Annotated in this window: 14 protein-coding genes; 6 read left to right on the top strand and 8 right to left on the bottom strand. The window is 40.6% G+C overall.

Annotation, left to right across the window (positions count from 1 at the left end; all coding sequences use genetic code 11):
• Window positions 1-32 precede the first annotated feature (32 nt).
• Window positions 33-650 (bottom strand): bifunctional phosphoserine phosphatase/homoserine phosphotransferase ThrH, encoded by a 618-nt coding sequence (gene thrH / locus CL42_RS13885; protein WP_035269809.1) that lies wholly within the window; start codon window positions 648-650, stop codon window positions 33-35.
• A 198-nt stretch (window positions 651-848) separates the two neighbouring features.
• Between thrH and CL42_RS13880 the strand changes: the two genes are divergently transcribed.
• Window positions 849-1,583 carry a phosphoadenylyl-sulfate reductase gene (locus tag CL42_RS13880; RefSeq protein WP_035269807.1) on the top strand — a complete coding sequence of 245 codons (735 nt, stop codon included), beginning with the start codon at window positions 849-851 and terminating at the stop codon, window positions 1,581-1,583.
• Window positions 1,584-1,749: 166 nt separating this feature from the next.
• Window positions 1,750-3,204 carry a WS/DGAT/MGAT family O-acyltransferase gene (locus CL42_RS13875; RefSeq protein ID WP_051586630.1) on the top strand — a complete coding sequence of 485 codons (1,455 nt, stop codon included), beginning with the start codon at window positions 1,750-1,752 and terminating at the stop codon, window positions 3,202-3,204.
• Between the two features lie 52 nt (window positions 3,205-3,256).
• Here CL42_RS13875 and CL42_RS17285 read toward each other — a convergent pair whose 3' ends face one another.
• The 6 genes from CL42_RS17285 to CL42_RS13850 form a co-directional block, all read right to left on the bottom strand.
• Window positions 3,257-3,424 (bottom strand): PA1571 family protein, encoded by a 168-nt coding sequence (locus tag CL42_RS17285; protein WP_171076802.1) that lies wholly within the window; start codon window positions 3,422-3,424, stop codon window positions 3,257-3,259.
• Window positions 3,425-3,560: 136 nt separating this feature from the next.
• Window positions 3,561-5,015: a ribonuclease G gene (gene rng, locus CL42_RS13870; RefSeq protein ID WP_035269804.1), complete on the bottom strand. Its 1,455-nt coding sequence runs from the start codon at window positions 5,013-5,015 to the stop codon at window positions 3,561-3,563.
• A 51-nt stretch (window positions 5,016-5,066) separates the two neighbouring features.
• Window positions 5,067-5,633, bottom strand: a complete 567-nt coding sequence (locus CL42_RS13865) for a Maf family nucleotide pyrophosphatase (RefSeq protein WP_035269801.1) — start codon at window positions 5,631-5,633, stop codon at window positions 5,067-5,069.
• Complete coding sequence (gene mreD / locus CL42_RS13860) at window positions 5,621-6,115, bottom strand: rod shape-determining protein MreD (protein WP_035269799.1); 495 nt, start codon at window positions 6,113-6,115, stop codon at window positions 5,621-5,623. The genes CL42_RS13865 and mreD overlap by 13 nt, the downstream gene beginning before the upstream one ends.
• Window positions 6,102-6,959, bottom strand: coding sequence for a rod shape-determining protein MreC (gene mreC / locus CL42_RS13855; RefSeq protein WP_035269796.1), 858 nt, complete (start codon window positions 6,957-6,959; stop codon window positions 6,102-6,104). The genes mreD and mreC overlap by 14 nt, the downstream gene beginning before the upstream one ends.
• 30 nt (window positions 6,960-6,989) lie before the next feature.
• On the bottom strand, window positions 6,990-8,036 hold the full coding sequence (locus CL42_RS13850) for a rod shape-determining protein (RefSeq protein WP_035269793.1): 1,047 nt from the start codon (window positions 8,034-8,036) through the stop codon (window positions 6,990-6,992).
• 133 nt (window positions 8,037-8,169) lie between these two features.
• Here CL42_RS13850 and gatC point away from each other — a divergent pair, with 133 nt between their 5' ends.
• The 4 genes from gatC to CL42_RS13830 all read left to right on the top strand — a co-directional run bounded on the left by gatC (window position 8,170) and on the right by CL42_RS13830 (window position 12,076).
• Window positions 8,170-8,484, top strand: a complete 315-nt coding sequence (gene gatC, locus CL42_RS13845; protein ID WP_035269791.1) for an Asp-tRNA(Asn)/Glu-tRNA(Gln) amidotransferase subunit GatC — start codon at window positions 8,170-8,172, stop codon at window positions 8,482-8,484.
• Window positions 8,485-8,529: 45 nt separating this feature from the next.
• Complete coding sequence (gatA, locus tag CL42_RS13840) at window positions 8,530-10,008, top strand: Asp-tRNA(Asn)/Glu-tRNA(Gln) amidotransferase subunit GatA (RefSeq protein WP_035269788.1); 1,479 nt, start codon at window positions 8,530-8,532, stop codon at window positions 10,006-10,008.
• Window positions 10,008-11,483: an Asp-tRNA(Asn)/Glu-tRNA(Gln) amidotransferase subunit GatB gene (gatB, locus tag CL42_RS13835; RefSeq protein ID WP_035269785.1), complete on the top strand. Its 1,476-nt coding sequence runs from the start codon at window positions 10,008-10,010 to the stop codon at window positions 11,481-11,483. The genes gatA and gatB overlap by 1 nt, the downstream gene beginning before the upstream one ends.
• Before the next feature lie 158 nt (window positions 11,484-11,641).
• On the top strand, window positions 11,642-12,076 hold the full coding sequence (locus tag CL42_RS13830) for a hypothetical protein (RefSeq protein ID WP_035269782.1): 435 nt from the start codon (window positions 11,642-11,644) through the stop codon (window positions 12,074-12,076).
• A gap of 194 nt (window positions 12,077-12,270) precedes the next feature.
• On the opposite strand, the gene CL42_RS13825 is transcribed toward CL42_RS13830, so the two are convergent.
• Window positions 12,271-12,595: SEC-C metal-binding domain-containing protein (locus CL42_RS13825; RefSeq protein WP_035269780.1), on the bottom strand; the 325-nt coding region annotated here is incomplete at its 5' end.

Here is a 12,595-nt window from a genome sequence, read left to right as displayed (position 1 = left end):
GCGCTAAAGCGTCCTTTTTTCAAAGTAATAACTTAGGCTGGAATATCACGTACAGAAGCGTTGCGGATCGCTTCTTTCAATGCAGCATAACCATTAATCGCAGGAAATTGTGGGAATTCTGCAATTACATTATCCGGCGCATCAAATAAGAAACCTTGATCTGCTTCACCGAGCATCGTAGTATCGTTGTACGAGTCGCCAGCAGCAATTACACGGAAATTTAAACCGTGTAAAGCTTGCACTGCTTTACGTTTTTGATCAGGTTGACGTAGTTTATAATTTGTAATCATACCATTTTCGTCAGTTTCTAATTTGTGACAGAAAATCGTAGGCCAACCTAACTGCTTCATCAATGGATGAGCAAATTCATAGAATGTGTCTGATAAAATGATGAGTTGGAAATGAGTACGTACCCACTCGACAAACTCCTTAGCGCCTTCAAACGGCCCCATATCTGCAATAACAGCTTGAATGTCATTTAAACCTAAACCATGCTGTTTAAGAATATTTAAACGCTGAGTCATGAGCACATCGTAGTCTGGAATATCTCGAGTTGTTGCTTCAAGCTCTTTAATTCCTGTTTTTTTTGCAAAATTAATCCAAATTTCAGGAACCAAAACGCCTTCAAGATCTAGACAAACGATTTCCATGATACTGCCCTCAGCATTAATAAAATTTGCAATATCATAGCCGAAGATTGTTGAATTTCGATGTAATTTTTTAAATCTATTTTATTCATAAGTATTTATTTTTATTTCATAAGATAAATCTCTGAATTCAACTAAAATATACATCAAATATTTTAATATAGGACTTGTTGTTTCCAAGCCTATATCGCCAGGATTCTCATGACTACCATTCCAAGCATAGATTTAATTGATGCACTTGCATCAGAGTATGAAGATAAATCCCCTTCGGAAATTATAGCCTTAGCTTTAAATCAAACAGGTGAAATTGCCATTTCATTTTCAGGTGCTGAAGATGTTGTATTGATTGATATGGCTGCAAATTTAGGTAAACCTTTTCGCGTGTTTAGTCTTGATACAGGTCGCTTGCATTCAGAAACTTATCAATTTATTGAGACTGTTCGTAAGCACTATAATATCAATATTGAAATATGTTTCCCTGAAGCTGAAGCTGTTCAGAATCTGGTCAACGAAAAAGGACTGTTTAGCTTTTATCAAGATGATCATAAAGAGTGTTGTGGTATCCGTAAGGTTCAACCTCTTCGTAAAAAGTTAGCAACACTTGATGGTTGGATCACGGGTCAACGTAAAGATCAAAGTCCGGGTACACGTACTGAAATTCCAGTGATTCAAGCTGATCTAGGTTTTTCAGGTGAAGGTAAACAACTCATTAAATACAACCCTTTAGCGAATTGGACGAGTGCTGACGTTTGGAATTATATTCGCATGATGGAAATTCCATATAATCCATTGCATGAAAAAGGTTTTATTTCAATTGGATGTGAACCATGCACGCGTCCAGTACTTCCAAATCAGCACGAGCGTGAAGGTCGTTGGTGGTGGGAAGAAGCAACGCATAAAGAATGTGGTTTACATTCAGGTAATTTAAAAAAGTAAAAACTGTCTCACAAAGTTTTAAGCCACTGATTTAAAGTGGCTTTTTTGTACTGACCATTCATTAAAAAAATTTATGCCCCCTCCAACAAATACGTCTATACTGATCTCTTGGATTGATAATTCTAAAAAACAATTTTAGAAATTTGCAGTGAGGCAAACCTAGACTATGCGCCCATTACACCCGCTTGATTTTATTTTCTTATCTTTGGAAAAAAGACAACAGCCCATGCATGTTGGCGGATTATTTTTATTTGAAATTCCAGAAGATGCGCCACCAACCTTTATTCAAGATTTAGTGGCAGATATTCGCAACTCAAAATCTATTCCAATTCCACCGTTTAATAATAAATTAAACGGACTGTTTTGGGACACAGACACTGAATTCGATCTTGATCATCACTTCAGACATATTGCTCTACCACATCCTGGTCGTATTCGTGAGCTACTCACCTACATTTCCCAAGAGCACAGTTCATTAATTGATCGAGCTAAGCCATTATGGATGTGTCATATCATTGAGGGCATTGAAGGCAATCGTTTCGCCATGTATTTCAAAATACATCATGGGATGGTCGATGGTATTGCAGGCATGCGTTTAATTGAAAAATCACTCTCTCATGATCCAAATGCAAGAAGTATCGTTCCGCCATGGTGTGTCGAAGGTCCGCGTGCTAAGCGACTTAAAACACCTAAAGTAAGCCGTGCAAAACAAATATTGTCTAATTTGAAAGGTCAAGTGCAGTCTACACCGGGTGTATTCAAAGTGCTGTCTGAAACTGTCTTTAAAGATATGGGACGTAATCCGGACTATGTATCAAGTTTTCAAGCCCCAAGTAGTATTCTGAATCAAAAAGTCAGCTCATCACGTCGTTTCGCTGCTCAGTCATATGAGTTTAAGCGTCTCAACCATATTTCAAAATCACTGGGTGTGACCATTAACGATATTGTGCTTGCGATTTGTTCTGGTGCTTTACGTGAATATTTAATCAGTCAAAGTGCTTTACCAGAAAAACCATTAATCGCTATGGTTCCTGTCTCCGTTCGTACGGATGATTCTGATATGTCAAATCGTATTACGATGATTCTGGCGAACTTAGCGACACATAAAGCCGATCCATTAGAACGACTCGATCTTATTCGTCGTAGCGTAATGAATGCGAAACAAAAATTCAAACGCATGACTTCAGATCAGATTCTCAACTATAGTGCCTTCGTATATGGTCCTGCAGGTTTAAATATCATCTCTGGTTTAGCACCTAAACGTCAGGCATTTAACCTCGTTATTTCTAACGTACCAGGACCTAAAGAGCCGCTATATTGGAACGGAGCACGTTTGGACGCACTTTACCCTGCTTCTATCGTACTTGATGGTCAAGCGTTGAATATCACAATGACCAGTTATATGGATAAATTAGAAGTCGGTTTAACCGCATGTCGAAATGCTTTGCCTAAGATGCAAAATTTATTGACCCATTTAGAAGATGAGATTCAACGATTTGAAAAAATTGTGGGTCTACCTGAAGATGAAAAACCGCAGATTATGAAAAAGGCTACTAAGCGTAGTGCAGCAAAGAAACAAGTAGTAGCGGATATAGAAATTGCAAATGAAAAACCAGCTTAAGGCTGTATATTTCGATATTTACAAAAAAATTAAGGGGCTTTAAAAAGGCCCCTTAATTTTTAATATTACGACACTGCTTGATTAATTGCTGACAGAGAGAAACGACCATCGCTTGTGTAACTCGAACTTCTTGACCTTGATCATTGAGCATCAAGCAAGCGCTTTTGTTTGAATCCACAATTTGACGATGACTACCCGCTAATTGTTCCGTTAAATTCATACCCACTTTGACCTCACTTTGCTAAGACAACATCGCTGTCTTTGGCTATTCGATTTGATTTCTTAAGTATTGAGAAATCGAGATCGAATGTAAAATCTCAGTTGTAACAAGTGTTTAACGATATTCTGTTACAATTTCAATTCAAAATGATATCGTATTGCTCTTGCGTGTATAAATTTTCGACTTGGAACTTAATGACACGTTTCACAAAATGCTCTAAATCAGAGACGGCCGCGGCTTCTACGGTTAATAATCGATCCACAACCGATGGATGCGCAACGACAGTAAAGTCAGTCTGAGACTCAAAATCTCGAGCATATCTTAATATCTCTCGAAAGATTTCGTAACAAACAGTCTCGGCACTTTTTACATAACCACGTCCCTGACACGTTGGACAAGACTCACATAACAAATGCTCAAGTGATTCACGCGTCCGTTTACGCGTCATTTCTACTAAGCCAAGCTCAGACACTTGGGTGATTTTAGTTTTTGCATGGTCACGTTCTAAGACTTTTTCAAATTGCTTAAGCACTTCATCACGGTGTGAGGCCTCTTGCATATCAATGAAGTCAATAATGATAATTCCACCTAAGTTGCGCAGTCTGAGTTGACGCACAATGACTTGTGTCGCTTCCATGTTGGTCTTAAAGACGGTGTCCTCAAGAGAGCGTCCACCTACATATGAGCCTGTATTGACGTCAATAGTGGTCATAGCTTCCGTCTGATCAATCATGAGATAACCACCAGACTTTAAAGCAACACGTGTTTGCAATGCTTTTTGAATATCTGTTTCAACATTGTATAAGTCGAATATCGGACACTCACCGGGGTAGTGTTTCAGACGATCAACCATATTTGGTACAAACTCAGCCACGAACTCTTGTAGCTTGCCAAACACTTCTCTTGAATCGACTTGAATTTTTACCGTATCTTCATTTGCAAGATCACGGATGATGCGTTGAGGAAGTGGCAGCTCTTCAAAAATAAGTGATGGAACCACGACACTTTTTTGTTTGCGCTGAATAAATTCCCAAAGTTTTGCCAAATACGCCATATCTTGCGCAATAGCGGCTTCTTCGATCCCCTCTGCTGCAGTTCGCACAATGACAGAACCGGGTAACTTATGTTCAGCTTGAATCCGCTCAATGATCGAACGTAAACGATCACGCTCTTCTTCTGATTCGATTCGCTGAGACACGCCAGTATGATGTCCATAAGGCATCATTACCAAATAGCGAGAAGGAATGGAAAGATCAGTACTTAAACGCGCACCTTTCGTGCCTAACATATCTTTCATCACCTGCACTGTCAGAATCTGACCCGGTTGCAGAAGATCAAATACATTTGGCGTCGGTTGATTACGAGGCCAAATCATGTCATTGATATGTAAAAAAGCAGTACGAGATAAGCCAATGTCTACAAATGCCGCTTGCATACCAGGCAATACACGTACAACTTTGGCTTTATAAATATTCCCGACTAAACCACGTTTAGCGTTGCGTTCAACAAATAGTTCGTTGACCGTCCCATTTTCAACTAACGCCACCCGACACTCCATTGGTGTGACGTTAATCAACAACTCGTCAGACATAAAAAACACTCAAAACATTATAAAAATTTTTTAAAAGGTTAATTTAGTGCCTTAACCACTTTTCAATATTTGATTCAGTAACTGTGATGTTTCATGTAAAGGTAAACCCACCACATTGGTGTAGCTACCTTCAATACGAGGAACGAACTTTGCGGCGATTCCTTGTATTGCGTAAGCCCCTGCTTTTCCTACAGGTTCCCCAGTTGACCAATATTCTTCCATATCATGATGACTGAGTGATTGAAAATCAACCTTTGTGCTCACTACCGTACTTATTGTTTTATGTTGTGAAGCCACACAAAGGCCACTGAGAACTTCATGCTGACGCCCTGACAAGGATTGCCAAATTTCAAACGCATGTTGCTTCGAGTCAGGTTTGCCAATAATTTGCCCATCTAAACTGAGGCTTGTATCTGCAGCAATGACCACCGCATCTGGAAATTGTGCTAAAACAACCTGAGCTTTTTGTTCTGCCAAACGTCGAACATAATCATGTGCTTGCTCACCATCATGTACAGACTCATCGATTTCTGGACTAAAAATATCAAATTTAAGTCCAAGCTGTGCAAGCAGTTCTTTACGCCGAGGCGAGCTCGACGCCAGGATTAAATTCGCCATTTTCTAAGCAAATAATACAAGATGGGCCAAGTTAAAATACTGCTCATTAGTGGCTGCCAATGACGAGTTATCGAAAATTGCATATCGGAAATAATTTGTGCAAAAAGGACGTAAATCAAATGTGCCAATATAGCAACACTAGCGATTGCCCAAGTATTTCCAAACGTCATTAAACGGCGTTCACGCACAAACCAACGGATGCTAAATGTTTGTAAAACGAAGCTTAACGCATGTAATCCAAGGGGTGCATCAAGCAGTAAATCTGTAAATAATCCGACTGCAAAAGCAAACCAAACGCCACACCATGTCGGTTGAAGCAAGATCCAATACACCGTAATCATCAGCATGATCAACGGTCGCCATCCTGCCAATGTATAAGACAGAGGATACACCACCAACACTGAACCAATAATGATTGAAAGCACGATGATCCATAGAGGATCACGTGTTTTAACTGACGATATTTTTTTAGCGCTGAGCATGAGGTTGCTCCATGGCTAATGAGTCTGAGAACAGTACCACCACATGGTGTCCACCTGCCAATTGAGCTGCAGGTTTCACGTCTATCTGCGCAAACTCACCGGTATTTTCACGTTTAACTTTGGACACTGTTCCGACCAAATAACCCGCAGGAAAATGTTGTCCTAAACCTGAACTATACACCTTGTCCCCGACTTTGACGTTAGCGCTGGTCGGTACATATTCCATTTTCAAACGACCTAAATCACCAGTGCCTGACACAATGGCACGCATCCCAGAGTTTTCAAGACGTACCGATAGGGAGTGTTCTTTATCTGACAATAACATGACACGGCTACTGTGCGGATAAACATTGATGATCTGCCCCATGATACCGTTATCATCCAACACCGTTTGCCCGACACGCAGTTGGCTCGCAGCACCTCGGTTAATGATAATGATATGACGTAACGGATCAGCATCTGTGCCGATCACCTCAGAGATTTCCATACGACCGTCAATGATCAAAGGCGTATCCAATAATCCACGTAAGCGCGTATTTTCAGCGGAGAGTTCTGAGAGTTTTTGAAGGCGAACCTGAGCCTGAAGCAGCTCTGCCTGCATCGCAGTATTCTCACGACGCAGTTGCGCTTCAGACTTGGTTTGTTGACTGAGCCATTCTTTCGATAAAACGGGATAACTTGCAATGGCATAAATGGGATTGTATGCCGCGTACAAGACATCTCTTGCTGGTTGAATCAAGTGTGGAGCACGCCAATTAAACATTAACACGAACAAACACACGATGACTGCAATGATGAAAGAGCGAAAAGATGGCGGTTGTCTTGAAAACAGATTCGGTTGCACCGCCTCGTCCTTAAATTAAATTACAGAAAATTAACCAACAAACAGCATGTCATGGTTCGGGTTGTCAAAGAGTTCTAAGACTTTACCACCACCACGTGTTACGCAAGAAAGTGGATCTTCAGCAACTACTACTGGCAAACCTGTTTCTTGTGACAATAACTTGTCTAAGTTACGTAATAACGCACCACCACCAGTCAATACAATACCGCGCTCCGCGATATCTGATGACAACTCAGGAGGTGTTTGTTCAAGCGCAGATTTCACTGCAGAGACAATGCTTTGCAATGGATCAGTGATTGCTTGAGTAATTTCATCAGAAGTCACCGTAATCGCGCGAGGAACACCTTCCGCCAAGTTACGACCACGAACTTCGATTTCTAGCACTTTGCCATCTTCATCCGGAAGCGCCATACCCACTTCTTTCTTAATGGTTTCAGCCGTTGTTTCACCAATGACGCAACCGTGTGCTTTACGAACATAATGAATAATTTGTTCGTCAAAAACATCACCACCAATGCGCAATGAATCTGCATAGACACAACCTTGCAATGAAATGATTGCAATTTCAGTTGTACCACCACCTACGTCTACGACCATCGAACCACATGCTTGCTCAACTGGCATGCCTGCACCAATCGCTGCTGCCATTGGCTCTTCGATTAAACGTACATCACGTGCGCCTGCATTGAATACAGCCTCACGAATCGCACGACGTTCAACCAAAGTTGATTTACATGGCACACACACCACAACACGTGGCGCTGGTGGGAAAAGACGCTTTTCATGCACTTTACCAATAAATTGGTTTAACATGGTCTCAGTGACTTCGAAATCCGCAATCACGCCATCTTTCATTGGACGAATTGCAGAAATATTCGCAGGGGTACGACCAAGCATTTGCTTAGCATCCAAGCCAACAGCGGCAACTATTTTTTGTGAACCACTGTGACGAATTGCCACAACAGTCGGTTCATTTAATATAATGCCCCGTCCTGGCGCATAAATTAGTGTATTAGCGGTGCCTAAATCTATGGCTAGATCTGGCGAAAACAAGCCAATTAGTCGTTTTAGAATCACGGGTCGTTCTCAGTTCAACGTTATATAGACGTAAGATGGCAACTTTAACTAAATGTGATGCTTTGGACAAGTCAATCGCTTATTATAACGCATGATATTTTGAATATTTTTATTACTGATTAGGTGAGACAGCATGTCAGCATCAGATGCTCAGCAATCTGCAGATTTAAATGCACAAACCGTTTCAAGCATTGCACACTTAGCACGCTTGTCTTTGGATGACACTCAATCTGCTGAATATGCTCAAAGTTTGAATAAAATTTTAGGAATGATGGAAACCTTGAAAGGCATTGATACCGAAGGTGTTGAGCCATTAAAGAGCCCATTTGACCATCCGCAGCCATTACGTGAAGACGCTGTGTCTGAACAAAACCATCGTGATGACTATCAAGCCGTTGCACCAGCTGTGCAAGACGGTTTGTATCTTGTTCCACGTGTAATTGAATAATTGTTCAGTTTTGCCCTATTTAAATTTTAGTTAAGAATTTTTCTCATGACAGATTTACATCGCTTATCGGTTCGTGAACTTATCGATGGTTTAGCAAATGCTAAATTCTCTTCACGTGAATTGACGCAACATTATTTAAACCGTATTGAAAAAATTGATGCGCAAGTCAAATCTTATGTCACTGTGACTGCTGAACAAGCATTGGCTCAAGCTGATGCAGCTGATGCAGCGATCAAAGCAGGTACAGCAACCACTTTGACTGGTTTACCTATTGCACATAAAGATATTTTCTGTACGCAAGGCATTAAAACCACGGCTGGTTCTAAAATGCTAGACAACTTTATCTCTCCGTACGACGCAACCGTTGTAGCGAAAGGTAAAGCTGCGGGTCTAGTGACTTTAGGTAAACTGAACATGGACGAATTTGCCATGGGCTCTACATCAGAGTCATCTTACTTTGGTGCAACGGCGAACCCTTGGGCGCTTGACCGTGTTCCGGGTGGTTCTTCAGGCGGTTCGGCTGCGGCAGTTGCAGCTGACCTTGCACCGTTTGCGACTGGTACAGATACAGGCGGTTCAATCCGTCAACCTGCATCTTTCTGTGGTCTTACAGGCTTAAAACCAACCTATGGTCGTGTATCACGTTTCGGTATGATTGCCTATGCATCATCACTTGACCAAGGCGGTCCAATGGCACGTTCGGCAGAAGACTGTGCTTACCTCATGAATGTGATGGCAGGACATGACGCAAAAGATTCAACATCTGTACAAAAAGATGCTGATGACTACGTTGCAAACTTGAACGGCACGTCTGTAAAAGGATTACGCATTGGTATTCCAAAACAGTACTTTAATGTTGAAGGTTTAGCTGCTGACGTTAAAGCACGTGTTGAAGAATCTCTAAAAAAATTGGAAGAGATGGGCGCAACGCTTGTTGAAATTGACCTCAACATGACTGAGGCATATGTTCCAACCTATTACCTGATTGCCCCTGCTGAAGCATCTTCTAACTTGTCACGTTTTGACGGCGTACGTTATGGCTACCGCTGTGAAGATCCAAAAGACATCATGGACCTATACAAACGTTCTCGTTCTGAAGGTTTTGGTGCTGAAGTTCAACGCCGTATTTTGATTGGTACTTATGCGCTGTCTGCAGGTTATTACGATGCGTACTACGTCAAAGCACAAAAAGTACGTCGTTTAATCCAACAAGATTTCTTAAAAGCATTCGAGTCTGTTGACGTGATTGCTGCGCCTTCTGCGCCGACAACGGCGTATAAGATTGGTGCAAACCTTTCTCCAGTTGAAATGTACTTGGGCGATATCTATACCATCGCGGTAAACCTTGCAGGTCTTCCTGCGATTAACGCGCCTGTTGGTTTTGATCAAAATAATTTACCTGTTGGCTTACAGTTGATTGGTAACTACTGGTCAGAATCTCAATTGTTGTCTGTGGTGCACCAATACCAACAAGCAACTGATTGGCACACCAAACGCGCTGCAATTGCTGAGGAGAATGCATAATGGCGAAGAACAATGCAAAACCTAAATCAAATTTGATTGATGGTTGGGAAGTCGTTATTGGTATTGAGATTCACACTCAACTTGCGACTAAATCTAAAATCTTCTCAGGTTCTTCAACTGAATTTGGTCAAGACCCAAACACTCAAGCGAGCCTTGTTGATTTGGCAATGCCGGGCGTACTGCCTGTATTAAATAAAGAAGTGGTTGATCTTGCGATTCGCTTTGGTTTGGGTATCGATGCGTACATCGACCAAGCGTCTGTATTTGCACGTAAAAACTATTTCTACCCTGACTCTCCAAAAGGCTACCAAATCAGCCAAATGGACAACCCGATTGTGGGCTTGGGTCATATCGACATCCAACTTGAAGATGGTACAGTTAAACGCATTGGCGTGACACGTGCGCACCTTGAGGAAGATGCAGGTAAATCGATTCATGACCAATTTGAAGGGATGTCAGGTATCGACTTAAACCGTGCAGGGACACCACTTCTTGAGATTGTATCTGAACCAGATATGCGTTCGGTTGAAGAAGCAGTTGCTTACATTAAAGCGATTCACACCCTTGTGCGTTGGTTAGGCATCTCTGACGGTAACATGGCGGAAGGCTCTTTCCGTGCCGACTGTAACGTGTCTTTACGTCGTCCGGGTCAGCCGTTTGGTACACGTTGTGAATTGAAAAACCTCAACTCATTCCGTTTCATTGAACAAGCGATCAATGTTGAAATTGAACGTCAAATGGAAATCTTGGAATGGGATGGCACAATTGACCAAGAAACACGTTTGTTCGACCCTGTGAAAATGGAAACGCGTTCAATGCGTTCTAAAGAAGAAGCGAACGATTACCGCTACTTCCCTGACCCTGACTTGTTGCCTGTGATTATTGCAGATGAGCAAATCGAAGCGATTAAAGCGACCATGCCTGAGCTTCCTGCTGCACGTCGTGCACGTTTTGTGGCTGACTTTGGTGTAACTGAATACGATGCGCACGTTCTTACGCTTACTCGTGAAATGTCAGAGTTTTATGAAGAAGTCGTAAAAGCTGCGGGCGGTGCTGCACAAGGTAAGATTGCTGCAAACTGGGTGATGGGTGAATTCTCAGGTGCTTTAAACAAAGCTGGCTTGGAATTGGCTGATTCTCCTGTATCTGCTGAGAAACTTGGCGGCATGATTGCACGTATTGTCGATAACACGATTAACGGTAAGATTGCGAAACAAGTGTTCGGCTTTATGTGGGAAGAAGGCAAAACTGCAGACGAGATTATCGCTGAAAAAGGCTTGAAACAGGAAACTGATACAGGCGCAATTGAAGCGATTATTAAAGAAGTGCTTGCTGCGAACGAGAAAATGGTTGAAGAGTATAAATCTGGTAAAGAGAAAGCCTTTAACGGTCTTGTTGGTCAAGTGATGAAGGCTGCGAAAGGTAAAGCTAACCCTGCGCAAGTCAATGAATTAATGAAGAAATTGATTGGTTGATCTGATCTTTCTTTAAAAGAAAACCCGCTTTAGAGCGGGTTTTCTATTTGAAATTTTGATTGTATTAGACTAAATTATTAAATATTTATTAACTATATATTTATTTTTAATTAATTATGACAAATAAGAAACTTAAATCTGAAGAAATCGAATTCTCCATGTCTATCCAATCAGAGGAAATTGAAAGTTTAAAAGATGAAAATGATACAAACAAGTCTGAGACTTCAGAACCCATTGAAAATGAAGAAGAATCTAGAACAAAAAAGTTAGAGATGGAGAAAATTGCTAAAGAATACTATAGCCATCTCAATGGTACTTTATCATTCATTATGTTAGGAATTTATTTCAGTATAATCGAGTTAGATTATTTTCAAGTTTATGCAATTTTAACATCGATATTATTTACGATATATCTCACTTTTAATTTTAAAGAATATTCCACTGTAGCTAATGAATACTTAGCTCAATTCTCTGGTTTCGAGAAGATTAGAAATGCTCTACGTTTATTTATCTTTTTTATAGCATTTTTTCTTTTATTAACTGCCGCTTTTGGATTCACAGTACTCAAATCATTATCCAATTGGTTGTTTTAATTCCTGATCATTAGTTATAACACTCCTTATTTTTTACATAGGCAAGATGTCAATTCTAAAGTCTAATTCGTCAAGTAATGAAAGTAGCAAAAGGGGAAGCAAACGCTGCACAAGCCCATGAATTGATGAAGAAGTTGATTGGTTGATTTAATCTTTCTTTAAAAGAAAACCCGCTTTAGAGCGGGTTTTTTTATTTAATTCATTCCATGACATTTTTTAAATTTTTTGCCGCTTTGGCAAGGACAAAGGGCATTTCTTTGAATACCGTTGAAACGTTCCAAAATTAATTTCCTTTCCTCTTGTACTTTAAAATTATTCTCCAATTGTGTTAACTTTTTCCCAAGTACATCATCAAGAAATAAGTTTGGATTCCAACCTTGAAGAATTTTAGAAATAAAAAAATTTTCTACTAATGAAGCGGCAATCCCTAAAGGAGTATTAAGAACCCCAATGATTGTTGGCACGATCCATTTGATTAAATTTATTTTCAAATTTAAACCATGCTCTTTTAATAATTCA

The sequence above is a fragment of the Acinetobacter sp. Ver3 genome (genome assembly GCF_000632455.1).
GTDB lineage: Bacteria > Pseudomonadota > Gammaproteobacteria > Pseudomonadales > Moraxellaceae > Acinetobacter.
Note: the sequence above shows the minus strand (reverse complement) of the source record. Positions and strands in the feature narration are given on the sequence as shown.

Coding starts and splice junctions, on each gene's coding strand:
- CL42_RS13875 (WP_051586630.1), top strand. CDS start 1,750: ATGCGCCCATTACACCCGCTTGATTTTATTTTCTTATCTTTGGAAAAA.
- CL42_RS13830 (WP_035269782.1), top strand. CDS start 11,642: ATGTCTATCCAATCAGAGGAAATTGAAAGTTTAAAAGATGAAAATGAT.
- thrH (WP_035269809.1), bottom strand. CDS start 650: ATGGAAATCGTTTGTCTAGATCTTGAAGGCGTTTTGGTTCCTGAAATT.
- CL42_RS13865 (WP_035269801.1), bottom strand. CDS start 5,633: ATGGCGAATTTAATCCTGGCGTCGAGCTCGCCTCGGCGTAAAGAACTG.
- mreD (WP_035269799.1), bottom strand. CDS start 6,115: ATGCTCAGCGCTAAAAAAATATCGTCAGTTAAAACACGTGATCCTCTA.
- rng (WP_035269804.1), bottom strand. CDS start 5,015: ATGTCTGACGAGTTGTTGATTAACGTCACACCAATGGAGTGTCGGGTG.
- gatC (WP_035269791.1), top strand. CDS start 8,170: ATGTCAGCATCAGATGCTCAGCAATCTGCAGATTTAAATGCACAAACC.
- gatA (WP_035269788.1), top strand. CDS start 8,530: ATGACAGATTTACATCGCTTATCGGTTCGTGAACTTATCGATGGTTTA.
- CL42_RS17285 (WP_171076802.1), bottom strand. CDS start 3,424: ATGAATTTAACGGAACAATTAGCGGGTAGTCATCGTCAAATTGTGGAT.
- CL42_RS13880 (WP_035269807.1), top strand. CDS start 849: ATGACTACCATTCCAAGCATAGATTTAATTGATGCACTTGCATCAGAG.
- gatB (WP_035269785.1), top strand. CDS start 10,008: ATGGCGAAGAACAATGCAAAACCTAAATCAAATTTGATTGATGGTTGG.